Origin of the sequence: Citrobacter sp. RHBSTW-00017 (assembly GCF_013797615.1) — a bacterium.
Classification (GTDB): domain Bacteria; phylum Pseudomonadota; class Gammaproteobacteria; order Enterobacterales; family Enterobacteriaceae; genus Citrobacter; species Citrobacter braakii.
Genome location: NZ_CP056899.1, coordinates 1,461,665 through 1,476,741, shown reverse-complemented (window position 1 = coordinate 1,476,741; position 15,077 = coordinate 1,461,665). Strand labels below are relative to the sequence as shown.

The 15,077-nt window shown below is 55.3% G+C and carries 9 protein-coding genes; all 9 read right to left on the bottom strand.

All coding sequences use genetic code 11. From position 1 onward, the window contains the following. Positions 1 to 106: 106 nt before the first annotated feature. Positions 107 to 1,285 (bottom strand): outer membrane protein assembly factor BamB, encoded by a 1,179-nt coding sequence (gene bamB, locus HV037_RS07115; protein ID WP_016153997.1) that lies wholly within the window; start codon positions 1,283 to 1,285, stop codon positions 107 to 109. Between the two features lie 10 nt (positions 1,286 to 1,295). Continuing rightward, positions 1,296 to 1,916 carry a YfgM family protein gene (locus HV037_RS07110; protein WP_016157128.1) on the bottom strand — a complete coding sequence of 207 codons (621 nt, stop codon included), beginning with the start codon at positions 1,914 to 1,916 and terminating at the stop codon, positions 1,296 to 1,298. A gap of 13 nt (positions 1,917 to 1,929) precedes the next feature. After that, a complete protein-coding gene (hisS, locus tag HV037_RS07105) occupies positions 1,930 to 3,204 on the bottom strand; it encodes a histidine--tRNA ligase (RefSeq protein WP_016153999.1) in 1,275 nt (424 codons plus the stop codon). A 110-nt stretch (positions 3,205 to 3,314) separates the two neighbouring features. Then, positions 3,315 to 4,433 (bottom strand): flavodoxin-dependent (E)-4-hydroxy-3-methylbut-2-enyl-diphosphate synthase, encoded by a 1,119-nt coding sequence (gene ispG, locus HV037_RS07100; RefSeq protein WP_016154000.1) that lies wholly within the window; start codon positions 4,431 to 4,433, stop codon positions 3,315 to 3,317. A gap of 26 nt (positions 4,434 to 4,459) precedes the next feature. After that, on the bottom strand, positions 4,460 to 5,449 hold the full coding sequence (gene rodZ / locus HV037_RS07095; RefSeq protein ID WP_016157129.1) for a cytoskeleton protein RodZ: 990 nt from the start codon (positions 5,447 to 5,449) through the stop codon (positions 4,460 to 4,462). 284 nt (positions 5,450 to 5,733) lie between these two features. Continuing rightward, positions 5,734 to 6,900 (bottom strand): bifunctional tRNA (adenosine(37)-C2)-methyltransferase TrmG/ribosomal RNA large subunit methyltransferase RlmN, encoded by a 1,167-nt coding sequence (locus HV037_RS07090; protein ID WP_016154002.1) that lies wholly within the window; start codon positions 6,898 to 6,900, stop codon positions 5,734 to 5,736. Between the two features lie 256 nt (positions 6,901 to 7,156). After that, complete coding sequence (ndk, locus tag HV037_RS07085) at positions 7,157 to 7,588, bottom strand: nucleoside-diphosphate kinase (protein WP_003037710.1); 432 nt, start codon at positions 7,586 to 7,588, stop codon at positions 7,157 to 7,159. 136 nt (positions 7,589 to 7,724) lie between these two features. Beyond that, positions 7,725 to 10,037 carry a peptidoglycan glycosyltransferase PbpC gene (pbpC, locus tag HV037_RS07080; protein WP_103284109.1) on the bottom strand — a complete coding sequence of 771 codons (2,313 nt, stop codon included), beginning with the start codon at positions 10,035 to 10,037 and terminating at the stop codon, positions 7,725 to 7,727. Beyond that, positions 10,038 to 14,972, bottom strand: coding sequence for an alpha-2-macroglobulin (locus HV037_RS07075; RefSeq protein WP_103284110.1), 4,935 nt, complete (start codon positions 14,970 to 14,972; stop codon positions 10,038 to 10,040). Positions 14,973 to 15,077: the final 105 nt, after the last annotated feature.

Sequence of the window (15,077 nt, the reverse complement as noted above, 5' to 3'; positions counted from 1 at the left end):
ATTTAATAAATCATCAGACAACGGGCACATTTTTTGCGCCGTTGTTAAAAACAGTAAAACGGCCCCTGCACCAGGAGCCGTTTTTCAAAGCGAGCGGCCGGGACGATTAACGCGTAATAGAGTACAGCGTACCGTCTTTCGCCTGGATCAGCAGTTTACCATCAGCAGAGACCGGCTCGGTCAAGAAACCAGAGCTGTCAACTTTCTGCTGGGCGACAAAGCGGCCATCATCAACGTTAATCCAGTGCAGGTAGCCTTCGCTATCACCCACGACCAGATTGCCGTTATACAATACCGGGGACGTCAGCAGACGGTGCAGCAGATCGCTTTGCGTCCACAGCGTCACACCGCCGTCGGTGGTCAGCGCCAGTACACGGTCGTTCTGGTCTACCAGGTAGATACGGTTACCGTCGACGATGAAATCATTCACTGAGCCCAGTTCACGTTTCCACATGATCTGACCGCTGCGCAGATCCAGCGCCGTCAGGTTACCATTATAAGCCAGCGCGTAGACAACGCCATTGACGATAACCGGCGTGGTATCAACGTCGCTCAGACGATCGATTTCCGTTGGACCTGTCGCCTGAGAAATACGCTGCTGCCAAATCATCTGGCCCTGCTGCATCAGCACGGCGCTTACGCGGCCGTTATCACCGCCAACGATAGCTGCGCCAAAGGCGGTCGCTGGGGCAGATTCGCCGCGCAGAGACAGAGAAGGCATGTCGAGGTTAACGGTCCATTTGATAGCGCCGTCAGCTTCGTTCAAGGCCTGCAACTGACCGTTACTGGTGTGGATTAATACCACGCCATCGCTCACAACAGGACGAGACAGCGCTTCACCGGCAACTTTCGTCTGCCATGCGGTGGTACCATCGCTGGTGTTCAGCGCATAAACCTGCGCTTTTTCGCTGCCAATGTAAACATGGCCACCGGACACGGTTACACCGCCAGAAAGCTGTGCAGATGCGCGGGAGAACCAGCCGTCTTTCTCACCCAGATTAACAGACCAGACTTCTTTGCCGTCGTCCGCATTCAACGCCTTAACGACGCCGGCGCGATCGGCTGCATAGACAACGTTATCCGCCAGCGCAGGATGAAGATTGGAATAGAAATCACCAATACCGTTACCTACAGAGGTGCTCCAGTCCGTAGACGGAGTAAACTGGTTTTCAACCACCGGTAATGGGGACATCTTAACGACATCTTCTTCGCCACTAAACAGTGAACAGCCGCTCAATAGGGTAACGGAAAGCAGCCCTGGCAGAAGTAATTTACGCAATTGCATCGGGTCCCTCTCAGATGGACAAATTATTGATTTTCATCTGCATCATTTCGCTCAGAGCAGGAGAGGCATCGCTTTTCACGCCCGCTTCCCATGCGCTACGCGCACCTTGTTTATCGCCTTTGCTCAGCAATGCTTCACCGCGCAGGTCGGCAACAATGGCCGTCCACCCTTCACCTTTAATGGTGTCGAGTGTTTTCAGCGCGGTATCAGCCTGTTTAAGCTGAACCTGAACACGAGCCAGACGCAGATTAATCACCGCTTTGAGATTCTCATCGCTGGTCGCTGCTAAGCCTTGTTGCAGCTGGCTTGCGGCTTTCTCAAGTTCATTTTGGTCAACAAACTGCTGCGCCAGTTCCAGTGAAGCTAACGCGCCGTAGGTATTTTTGTTTTCTGCGGCAAATTTCTCTGCAGCAGGAAGGCTATCCGGTTTACCCGCGCTAACCGCAGTCACCGTATTTTGATATGCCAGAGAAGCAGAGCGTGCGGACTCCGTCTGATGGCTGGTCCAGTAACGCCAACCAACCAGCGCGCCAACCCCTAAAATGACCCCAACAGCCAGCGCTTTGCCGTTTTCAGCAAAGAAGCGTTTTACTGCATCAATCTGGTCGTTTTCGTTCTCGTAAATTTCCACGCTGTCCTTCTCCTTAGCCCAGTAGAGTGCGCAAATGCGCGGCAACGCTATCCTGCGCTACTGCCGTTTGCTCACCAGAGCGCAAATCCTTCACTACAACAGTACCGTCAGCCACTTCGGACTCGCCCAGTACCAGTGCAACGCGGGCGCCCCACTTGTCGGCGCGGGCGAACTGTTTCTTAAAGTTGCCGCCACCGTGGTTTGTCATCAGTTTCACACCAGGAACTTCATCGCGCAGACGTTCTGCAAGCCGCATTGCAACCGACTGCGTATCCGCCCCCGAAGCGACCAGGTATATATCGACAACAGGATCTGCGTTAAATTCCGGATTAACTGCCTGAACTAACAAAACAAGTCGTTCCAGACCCATGGCAAAGCCCACGGCCGGCGTTGCGCGACCGCCAAGTTGCTCTACCAGACCGTCGTAACGCCCACCGGCACACACGGTACCCTGAGAGCCCAGGCTGCTGGTGACCCACTCAAATACGGTGCGGTTGTAATAATCAAGACCACGAACCAGACGCTGATTGACGGTATAGGCAATACCTGCGGATTCCAGCAGTTTGCACAGGCCCGCAAAGTGCTCGCGAGAGTCGTCATCAAGATAGTCGCCCAGCGCAGGTGCGTCGTTGAGCAGCGCCTGTACTTCCGGGTTTTTGGAGTCGAGAACGCGCAGCGGGTTAGTGTACATACGGCGCTTGCAGTCTTCGTCCAGTTTCTCTTTGTGCTGTTCCAGGTAGGCGACCAGCGCATCACGGTAGTTAGCGCGGGCTTCAAGCGAACCAATTGAGTTCAGCTCAAGGCTGACATGCTGAGAAATACCCAGCGCGCGCCACCAGCGAGCGGTCAGCATAATCAGTTCAGCATCGATGTCCGGGCCTTGCAGGCCAAACACTTCGACACCCAGCTGATGGAATTGACGATAGCGCCCTTTTTGCGGACGTTCGTGGCGGAACATCGGCCCGATATACCACAGACGCTGTTCCTGATTGTACAGGAGACCATGTTCGATGCCGGCGCGTACGCAGCCCGCAGTCCCTTCAGGACGCAACGTCAGGCTGTCGCCATTACGGTCCTCAAAGGTATACATCTCTTTTTCAACCACGTCGGTGACTTCACCGATCGCGCGTTTGAATAACGGGGTCTGCTCTACAATCGGCAAGCGGATTTCACTGTAACCGTAGCTGCCGAGCACGTTTTTGAGAGTGCCTTCAATGCGCTGCCAGATGGCGGTTTCGCCAGGCAGATAATCGTTCATGCCGCGAATGGCTTGAATGTTTTTTGCCACGTTTATTCTCTTTATGAATATAAAAATGAACCCTCAGCGCTAACCCGAACAATGCGGGCGCCATGCGGGTTCAATCATACACGGGAAGCACACCGCTTCCCATCACGTTGTTATTTTTCAAGCTGCTGCACGTCAATACGACGCGCTTCGTCCAGGATACTCGCTTTGGCGCGAATGCGGGCTTCAAGCTGCGTAATCATATCGTCGTTATCGAGTCGATCCTTACGCACGCCGTCTTCATACAGACCGCTTTTCTTGTTACCACCCGTGACGCCCAGCGTAGAAACCAGCGCTTCGCCAGGACCGTTCACCACGCAGCCGATGATCGAAACATCCATTGGCGTAATGATATCTTCCAGACGTTGTTCCAGCGCGTTCACCGTACCGATAACGTCGAACTCCTGACGCGAGCAGGTTGGGCAGGCGATAAAGTTGATCCCGCGGGCACGAATGCGCAGCGATTTCAGGATATCGAAGCCAACTTTGATCTCTTCCACCGGATCCGCCGCCAGAGAGACACGCAGCGTATCGCCGATCCCTTCGGACAACAGCAATCCTAAACCGATCGCTGATTTTACCGCCCCACTGCGTGCACCACCGGCTTCGGTGATCCCCAAATGCAGCGGTTGATCGATCTGTTTCGCCAGCAGGCGATAGGATTCTACGGCGAGGAAAACGTCAGACGCTTTAACGCTGACTTTGAATTGATCGAAGTTCAGACGATCGAGGTGATCCACATGGCGCATAGCGGATTCCAGCAGCGCCTGCGGCGTCGGTTCACCGTATTTTTCCTGCAGATCTTTTTCCAGCGATCCGGCGTTGACGCCGATACGGATAGGAATATTTTTATCACGAGCGCAGTCCACTACCATGCGAATACGCTCTTCATTACCGATATTGCCTGGGTTGATACGCAGGCAATCGACGCCGTATTCCGCCACCTTCAGCGCGATACGATAGTCGAAGTGAATATCGGCAACCAGCGGGACATTAACCTGCTGTTTGATAAGCTTGAACGCTTCTGCGGCATCCATTGTTGGTACAGAGACACGAACAATATCTGCGCCGACGCGTTCCAGCGCTTTGATCTGATTAACCGTCGCTTCCACATCTGTGGTACGCGTATTGGTCATAGACTGTACGGCGATGGGCGCGCCATCGCCGATCGGCACGTTCCCAACGTAAATGCGTGTCGATTTTCTACGTTGAATTGGAGCCTGGTTATGCATTAAAAAATCTCCCGCATTGCCGTCTGTTACTGAGCCGGTGATTGTTCGGCATTAACGGTCAGACGCGCAACCTGGTTAGTTCTGATAAAACGACTCAGATCGACAGGTTTACCCTGGAACTGAATCTGCACTGCCGCCGGAGCGCCAATTTTCAGTTTGTACGGCGCCTGACCCGTCAGATTCAGATTGCCGTCCTTACGCTGCATACCACTGAACAGTTTTTTTCCGGTCGCATCGGTCACTTCCAGCCAGCAATCGGCGGTAAAGTTCATTACCAGTGCGTTAGGATCGGCGGCAGGGGTAGTGACACCCGCCTGGTCAGTTGGCAGCGGCGCCGCGGTAGCTGGCGCAGCAGTTGCGGTATCGACGTTAGCCTGAGAAGGTGCCACAACGGCATTCGGCTGCGCATCAGCGGCAGGTGCCGGGGTTGCAGCAACATCTGGCGTAGGCGCTGCGTCCGCCACCGCGCCATCGTCTGGAGCCGGGGTAGTATCCTGGCCCGCTGCGGCGCTGGTATCTAACGGTACGTTCTGCGCACCATCTTTACCGGCATTCAGCTCAGCGGAGGATTGATCGGCCATGGTGGTGATCTCTTCCTGCTGCGCTTTATGGTTCTGCCACCACCAGGCTCCCGTCAGTCCGACAACGACAAACAGCACCAGCCAGGTAAAGGTCATTAACCAGCCGTCGCGTTTTTTACGACGCTTACCGAGCGAGAAGCTCTGCATCGGTGCGACTTTGGCTGGGCGAATCGGAGCCTGTTTTTCCAGCCCTGGCAACAGTTCTTCTTCAGGAATATGCACCAGACGCGCATAAGAACGGATATACCCGCGCAGGAATGTTGAAGCGAGATCGGCTGGCGCCTTATCTTCTTCAATATCACGTACCGTGGAGACCTTCAGGCAAAGTCGCTCCGCGACTGCCTGCTGGCTGAATCCGAGTTGTTCACGGGCATTGCGCAGACGAACGCCGGTGGATAGTGCTTCATTTTTGTCGTGCGTGGCTTCAGTATTCATTCGCTACAGCTGCGTAAATTTGGGTTCTGATGCCGGCGAGCCACAATGCTCACCCACACCGCGAAACATCTGGTCAGTTAACCTTCGTCAGACAGTATAAAACGGTCAGACTATCAAAGACAAAACAACGTAAACCTGAGGGCTAAAGGCTTGTTGCGCCGTTACATACTGCCTTAAAGTCGACAAAAACGCACCGTTATTATTGACCTGACGACAACAACAAAAAACCTCATTTGGCTTACGTTGCACTACGGTACATGAATTATACCGTAGTGCACTCAACATCAAACGGTCTTGATATCGATAGCGTCGCCCTGCATACGCTTACGCAGAGTACGCTTGGTACGGTCGATAACGTCACCCGCCAGCTGACCGCAGGCTGCATCGATGTCATCGCCACGTGTTTTACGCACGATGGTAGTGAAACCATAGCTCATCAACACTTTGGAGAAACGATCGATACGGCTGTTAGAGCTACGGCCATACGGCGCGCCAGGGAACGGGTTCCACGGGATCAGGTTAATCTTACACGGCGTATCTTTCAGCAGCTCTGCCAACTGATGCGCGTGTTCAGTACCATCATTGATGTGATCTAACATCACATACTCAATGGTCACACGACCCTGGTTAGCGTTGGACTTCTCCAGATAACGACGAACCGCGCCAAGGAATGTTTCGATATTGTACTTTTTGTTGATAGGTACAATTTCGTCACGAATTTCATCGTTCGGCGCATGCAGAGAAATCGCCAGCGCGACATCAATCATATCGCCCAACTTATCCAGCGCAGGGACAACGCCTGAGGTGGAGAGCGTGACGCGACGCTTGGACAGCCCAAAACCGAAGTCATCCAGCATGATTTCCATCGCTGGCACTACGTTGGTCAGGTTGAGCAGCGGCTCGCCCATCCCCATCATCACCACGTTGGTGATAGGACGCACGCCGGTAGCTTTCACCGCACCGACGATTTTCGCCGCACGCCAGACCTGACCAATGATTTCCGACACCCGCAGGTTACGGTTAAAGCCCTGTTGCGCCGTAGAGCAGAATTTACACTCTAATGCACAACCGACCTGTGAAGAAACACACAGGGTCGCGCGATCGTCTTCCGGGATATACACGGTTTCTACGCGCTGATCGCCAACCGCGATGGCCCATTTGATCGTACCGTCAGAGGAACGCTGCTCTTCCACCACTTCCGGGGCGCGAATTTCAGCCACTTCTTTCAGCTTGTTACGCAGCACCTTATTGATGTCAGTCATGTCATCAAAGTTGTCGCTGCAATAGTGGTACATCCACTTCATGACCTGATCGGCACGAAACGGTTTTTCACCCATATCTTTGAAGAATTCGCGCATTTGCTGACGGTTCAGATCCAGCAGGTTGATTTTTCCATTTTTATTTGGAACCGCAGGAATGACGACTTCAGAGGTGTTAACTAATTCAGACATAATTTTTTCCGGCCTCGTTGTTACACGTTGTGGCCCGTGGAGGGTTAAAAAGAAACGCCCCGGCAAGCGTTCTGCTCTTCCGGGGCGTTGCATTGTACAAAGTCTGGCGCAGGGATGCCACGTTTGCACGAAGCATTAGCGAAAATAATATGTAAATCGCTAATTCCTCTCCAAAGGATTTCGCATCGCAGGAAAGCGGCACGTTCGAGCCTCCCTGAAAGCATAGAAAACGATGCGATGTGAAAGACGCAGGAGATTAGCGCGTGCGCGGGCAAACCTCGCCTTCACCGAAGAAATAGGCGATTTCACGCGCGGCAGATTCAACGGAGTCGGAACCGTGAGTACCGTTCTCAGTGAAGCTATCAGCGTAGTCTGCACGCAGAGTACCCGCCAGCGCATTCGCCGGGTTGGTTGCACCCAGCAGATCACGGTGACGCTGTACGGCATTTTCGCTTTCCAGAACAGAAACAACGATTGGACCGGAGGTCATGAATTCAACCAGACCGTCAAAGAACGGCTTACCATCATGCTCAGCATAGAAGCCACGCGCCTGCTCAACGGTCAGGTGCAGCATTTTAGTACCGACAATTTTGAACCCTGCTGCTTCAAAGCGCGCAAAGATGCTCCCAATAACGTTTTTTGCCACCGCGTTTGGTTTGATGATGGAAAAAGTACGTTCAATAGCCATGATTACCTCTGAAAAAGATGTTTTGTTGTTGTTTACCTGGCGCGGATTATAAAGAGCATCCCGGCAATTGACTATTGACGAAGATAACATTTCTTTAAAATAAGATGAATTTTAGCAACAAAAGTCACCTGGTGGTCTACTGCAACGAAAATCTCACCGTCGCCACCTGTCCGGCGTCATCCATCACCAGCAGTTGATAATCCCCTTTGGTCGCCAGCCGTAGCGTAAGACGGCGTCCGCGTTCATCCAGCCGTTCACCGTTAAGAAACCACCAGCGATCGCCAGTCCCACCGCTGGTTTGTACTGGCAATGAGGCCAGCGCAGAACCGGGTAAACGCTTCACGATCGCGCCATCACGAACCCCTGTCAACTGCAACGGCAGCGAAGCATCCTGCCCCAGCGGCGGACACGTGGCAGAAACCGGCGGTAATCTCGCCCCACGGCGCTCTGACTCCGGCAGCCATGGCTCCAGCGGTAAAGGCCAGACGATTAACGTTTGTTCGCGCGCCTGCGGGCAATCCGCCGCCACACGTTTGCCTTCATCATCCAGCCAGACGGGGAAACGAATGCCACTCACACCCTCCTGTTCGGGCAATAACAACGTGGGCGGCTGGCTGCCCTCCAGCAGCCAGGTTGCCAGACGGCGTCGACAGTTGCTGTCTCCGGGCGCAAGTGACTGCCCGCCCGGCCAGCACACTACGCCGCGGCTAACGGATTCAGGGCGCGGATCCTCCGGCTGATTTGTCCCGCGAGAGAGCAAAAGATTGTTGACCTGATTGAGCAGCGGCACGGCGCTGGCAAAACCAAACTGGCCCACCACCGGCGTACCGTCGGGTCTGCCGGTCCAGATCCCCATCACATAACGGGCGTTAACGCCAATCGCCCACGCATCGCGATAGCCATAACTGGTACCCGTTTTCCACGCCAGCGGAACCACTCTGCTCAGCGCGTTATCCGGCAGCGGTTGCGCTTCGTCAGCCATAATGCGGCGAATAATCCACGCCGCGCCTACCGACATCAACGGACGCTCCAGCAGTGGATCGTCTGGCTGCAGGCGCAGTTTTCCCGCTTTTCCCTGACGGGCAAAGGCACTGTACGCCGCCGCCATGTCTTCCAGTCTGGCCCCTGCCCCGCCCAAAATCAGCGACAGATTCGGTGCGGCACCTGCGGGCAGATACAGCGGTAAGCCAACGTTACGTAACGATGCGGCAAAACGCTTCGGGCCATAGGCTTCAAGTACCTGCACGGCGGGTAAATTTAGCGAGCGCACCAGCGCTTCGCTCATACTCACCGGGCCATGAAAACCACTGTCAAAATTCCCTGGTCGATAATCTCCGGTTCGACGCGGCACATCCTGCAACAATGAAGCAGGATGAATTAATCCGTCATCCAACGCCAGACCATAGATAAACGGCTTCAGCACCGAGCCCGGCGAGCGGATCGCATTCACCATATCCACATGGCCAAAGCGGGAGTCGTCATTCATATCTACCGACCCCACCCAGCCACGCACGCTCATATCAGTGTGATCGACCACAATCATCGCCAGCGAACTGCGCGCAGGTAAGCGGCCCTTCCAGTTTTGCGCCAGCTCTTCCAGTTGGCGCTGCAATCCGGCGTCAAGGGTGGTCACGATTTTATCGCTCCGGCTTTTTCCCAACATCATGCGCGAGAATAACGGCGCTAACTGCGGCATTTGTCTGGGCGCCAGCCAGACCGGTTCTTCGCGTGACTCCTGCACCTGTCTGGCAGGCCAAACGCCCTGCGTCGCCATGCGCTCAAGCACTTTATTGCGCGCCGCTTCAGCGCGGTCCGGCCAGCGGTCCGGGCGCAGACGGCTCGGTGCCTGCGGCAACACGGCCAGCAGCGCGGCATCGGAATAACTCAACTGTGTGGGAGATTTACCAAGGTAGGCCCAACTCGCCGCCCCCACGCCCTGCAGCGTGCCGCCAAACGGCGCACGGTTAAGATATAGCGTCAGGATGTCGCGCTTAGAAAGATGCCATTCCAGCTGCAATGCGCGCCAGATCTGGCGGAACTTGCCGCCGAAAGTTCGCGGGTGGGGATCGAGTAATTGTGCGACCTGCATGGTGAGCGTACTGCCGCCTGAAACGACGCGACCTGAGGAGAGGTCCTGCCATGCCGCGCGCAGCACTGAAAACGGATTGACGCCGGGATGTTTCCAGAACCAGCGGTCTTCGTAGTTGATTAACGCCTCAAGGTAACGGGGGGACACCTCATCAATAGTCACCGGATAACGCCAGATACCGTCCGCGTCGGCGAAGCGCCATAGCGGCGTACCATCGTAAGCCACCACGACACGTGCCGGATCGACTTCGTGAAGCGGCAGCGGCCAGATTTTATCTGCCGCCCAAACCACCGCTACCAGCAATAGCGCAACGGCTGCCAGCCAGAGCCAGCAGCCGCGTTTCCCCAACCCGCGCATCATTTACGGTCTGACAATCAAAAGCCCCTCTGTCGCACCGGTCGCGCGCCACTGCGGAACATACATTGACTCCACCTGCGGCACAGGAACCTGATAGGTCCCCGGCGTTACCGCCCGCGCCAGATAGACCAGCGTCACCGGCTGCCCTTCGTTGACCGCTACCGCGGCGACAAAGCGATCGTCACGGAACTCAACGTGCTGGATATCCGCCTGCTGCATCTGATTGAGCAAATTCGCTACCTCGCTGCCGCTGTCCTGCAGACTGGCGCTGCCGTTGGCCAGATTCTGGTTTTCCAGCTCCAGGCCGGCTGGCAGTAAGTCAACCACCAGCGCATCCGGCACGTTCTGGCTGGCTTTCACCTCCAGCCAGACCAGTACCAGCTCGCCGCTGCGCAGAGAATCCAGCGCTTTGCTGTTCCCGTCGAGCCCCAGGATCTGACGCTCAATGTGCAGGACGTTGCTGGCAGGCGTCGGCGAGGTTTGCGGGTAACCACTCACATCCAGACGCAGCCACAGCGGCAGATTACCGGTATTGGTGACGTTCAGCGTAGACAGCGCGTCAGCATCCAGATTACGCGTTTGTGATTTCTCCCCGGCTAACGCCTGTTCAGAGAGTGACGTTTGCGCCTGCCACGAGCCAGGCAAGTCCTGCAACGTACGCGCGGCAAGGAACAGCGCATTGTTTTCCTGAGTAGAGAGCCAGCGCTGCCCAAAGGCCTGTTCTGACAAGGTGTTCAGCAGCGTATTCTGCACGTCAGGTTTAAGCTTGTTCTCTTCCAACAATGCCAGCATCAGCGCGTTGTCACGTAGCTGACTGCCGTAATCCGCCATCCACTGCTGCGCATCGCGGCGTGGCGTATTCAGCGCCAGCGTCAACGCTTGTTCACTGCGGTTGGCGTCGCCCATGTTTTTCAGCGCTATCCCAAGTTGCAACAGCGGTAAACCGGAAGCCACCTGTGCACGACGCTCCCAGATCTCACGCAGCGCGCCGAGCGGGGCTTTCTGCTGACGAGCCAGCACCAGCGCGGCGTAGGCCTGTACGGCAAACCGGCTTGCTGATGCGTCGTCGGTATAGCGAATCGACATCATGCCCGGATCCTGCAAATAGCGCAGCAGCCGCTCGTTACCCCGGTTAATCACCTCTGCCGGAACGCTATAGCCCTGTTCATTCGCGCGAACGAGGAAATCCATCACATACGCGGTCAGCCAGTACTCTTCCGACCCGTTCTTATCCCACAGCGCAAAACCGCCGTTATCACGCTGCATTTGCAGTAAACGAGAGATGCCAATCTCTACTGCCGCACGGCGTTTTTCATCGCTGTCGCCCGCGATACCTAACGCCTTCAACTGCGCGGCATTGGTGTATAAGGATGGGAACAACCCGCTCGCCGTTTGCTCGAGGCAACCGTAAGGGTAAGCTTTCAGTTCACGGATATAGCGCGCCAGATTCAGCGGTGGCTTACCGCTGAACAGCAGTTGTCCCTGCATCGTCACAGGAGAGAAATTCGTCAGTTCTTCGCCCGGAAGCTGCCAGGTTGCGCCCGGCTGAAGTGCGACGCCGTAATTAACAGTTTGCGCCGGGAACGCCGGTCGCACGCCAATTTTCCACTGTTTATGCTGAACAGGCAGCGTTTCACCCGGTAGATTCAGACCGCTAATTTGCGCCTGAATTTCGCCATCGCCAAAGCCCTCCCGCGCACGCACCGGAATAAACAGCGTAGTCCGTACGCCTGGAGCCAGATTCACCGGGGCGGGATCTTGCCCCATCAACTCCAGTAAACCGCTGGCCGCGAGATTAATAATCAGCGTTTGCGGTTTGTCAGTCAGGTTGGTCACGTCCAGCGTCAGGCGCGAGGTATCGCCCCCCGCCAGAAAGCGCGGCATGTTCAGTTCAGTAATTACCGGCGCGGCGACAATCACTTTGCTTTCGCTACTGCCAAAGTCATCCGCCGTCCAGGCTTGCGCCATTACCCGCAGCTCGCCGTTGAAATCACCAATTGGTAACGTCACCGTACCTTCGCCCTGCTCGTTAAGCGTCACTGGCAGCGCCTGTTGCGCCACGATATTGACGTGATTAACCGGTGGCTTGCCGCCGCGTTTTAACTCATCGCCATCACCACCAAAGCGCAGCGCCGCCAGACGTCCTTGCCCTTCGATCACCTGGCCGTAAATATCATAAATATCCGCGCCATAGCGTTTTTGCCCGAAAAACGCCTGCCACGGATCCGGCGTGGCGTAATCGGTAATGTTCAACACCCCGCTGTCAACGGCTGAGACCAGCACGTTAACCTGTTTTGGCACGTCGCCATTTTTAACGCTGGCTTTAATCTTGACGGTCAACGGCTGATTTGGACGCATTTTCGCCGGGCTTTCCAGCGCCAGCGCCAGACGACGGTTTTCATCGCCTAACGGCAAATGCAGTAAGCCGACTGCCCGTTTTGGCGTTGCCGAACGAGACTTGTCGCCAGGACGAACCACCAGCGCGCTGAGATACAAGTCATGGCGATTCCAGGTTTTATCGACCGGGATGGAGATATCAAGACCATCCGTCGGTACGTCTATCTCTTGCCACCACAGCGGGCCTTCGCTGGACTCCACCATCGCGTAACCTTTGCCAGCCGCGGGTGCGGCAATGTGTAGCTTCATGGTATCGCCGGGACGATAGCCGGGTTTATCCAGTTTCAGGGTCACGCGATCGGGACGCACTGCCCCGCTGCCGTCGCTGTTATCCTGCCAGCTATAACCAGCCCAGAAGCGCACGCTGCTCACCGCATCATTCGGAGCTTTCACTTCCAGGCGATAGGCACCCCACTCGACCGGGAAGCTGACTTTACCGGTCTCATCGGCCTTCAGATCCAGGGTCTGCTCACCCTCAACCAGATCTTTTTGATCGAACTGCGATTGCCAGCCCTCACCTTCAGACCAGTTCCAGTAATAATCACGGCGTTCACGGATCAAACGCACCTGTAAACCGGACACCGCTTTTTTCTCACCTTGCGCATCGGCATACACAATATCAAAAGCGGCATTGCTGTTTTCATCTACGCCAGGCTGATTGACGGTAGTATCGGTGCGGTAGTCATATACGGCTCTCGCCGCAAACTGCGGACGAATACCTGGCAGCGTATCCGCAGGCCAGATGGCTTGTTCAACCCGACGCGTCACCGGACGGCCACCCGACTCCAGCAGGCTGGCTTGCAGAATCACCTGTAACGGAGAATGCGTCTCCTGCCATTGGCTGTTGGTAGTCACTTCGCCGCGACCGTGGTCATCCAGCGTCAACTGAACCTCATCGAGGCTGCGAGAAAGATTTTCTTCGGCAATATTACCAAACTGGAACCCCGGTAATGCCTGCACCGCTTCCCGCAACGGGCGCAGGAAAAGCTGCCCTTGCAGAGCATTGCCGTTGGCGGGCGCGCCGTACAGGTAGTAGCCCACCACCGAAAACTTCACTCCATCAGTTGGAGCCAGCGGCATCTTATTGGCGGTGAGATTGAGCGCCATCCGCTCAGGCATGAAATCTTCGACGTGGAAATCCCACATCCGCGACTGGTTGTCGCCAGTATTGGCACGAATATGCCACATGCCGGTTGGCGCGCTGCTGTCCAGCGGCCAGCTAAAGCGATACAGACCGTTTTCCGGCTGGCTCACTACCGAGCGTAACACCTGTCCGTCGGGCTTAACGACCTCCAGCTTCACCGGCTGGTCAGGCAGCGTTTTGCCGTCGCTATCTCGCAGTAATCCGTTGAGGATCACCGTTTCGCCAGGGCGATAGAGGTCACGGGGGCCAAACATAAAGAACTGCTTGCTGTATCCCGGCGCGCCGGCAATATCAAATTCAGCCAGATCCAACGCCGGGAGCTTCAGGTCCAGCAGCGTGGTTTGCCCGTCTTTACGGGCCAGCAATAAGGCCGCGTCTTTATCGGTTTCCAGCTTGACGTGACCCTGCGCGTCACTGGTAGCCTGCGCCAGCGTCTGCCCTTTTTCGTTGAGTAACGTGACCTCAATACCCTGCTGCGCAGCGCCGTTTTCCAGACTCTGTGTAAAGACATCCAGTTGATTGTGGTAACGGTGCGCAGAGACACCAATGTCACTGAGCGTAAACAGCGTAGCAGCATTGCTGTAGTTATAGTGTCCGGCCTGATTCATCACCGCAATGTAAATGCCTGCTTGCTGCAACGGCTTGATATCGCTCAGTGGCAGTAGCAGCTTCTCTCGGGTGTTACGCTCAGGATTGAGGTCAAAGCGTCCGGTATAAACCAGCTCCGCCATTTTCAGCAGATTGTCTGACTCCCAGTTTGACAACGAATTACGGTATTCCCACTGGCTGACAAACGCACCGAGCGACTCAGGCTTCACGCGAAAGAAGTTCACATCCACGCTATTAACGTTAAGGGCCATCACCGGTAACCCTTCAATCACTTTTCCCGGCAGCAGCGAGCCGCGACTAGCGAACCCTACGCTTGGCTGGACGTCGCGGGTGGTAATATTTTTTTCATAATCGATAGCGAACGTCGCTTTATTCAGCGCCAGTAAATCACGCTCAATGGTAACCACCAGTTCCCGATTAGGTTCGAGATGGCGTAAGCGTAGCTCTTTTAGATTTGGCGCCAGCTCCCAGGCACCATCCACTTTGCCGCTTTTTTTATCAACAACGTGCACTACGCGAGAAAAATCTTGTTCCGGATCGAGGGGAATGGAAAAGGTCAAAACAAGCGTTGCCGCGCCGTCGAGTTGGACCTCGGAGGCATCAAGCAACGTCAGCGGCTTGCCCTGGCTTTGCTGAATCAGCTTTTGTAATTGGGCCTTATCTTTTGCTGGCGCAGTCTGCGGTGCAGGCGCATCAGGCTTCGCAGCCGTCGGTGATTTTTCGTTATTATTATCGCACCCAACCAGTGCCAGCATCAGCATACAGGCCGCTACGCGTAAATGTTTCATTTTTCATCCCTGGCCGTAGTGGCCCGTTAGCTACGTAGAACAACTATTATGCGTCAGATTTTCGGCTGTGGAAGCCAGTAACTGTTCTACGTTGTCCTATTTTTT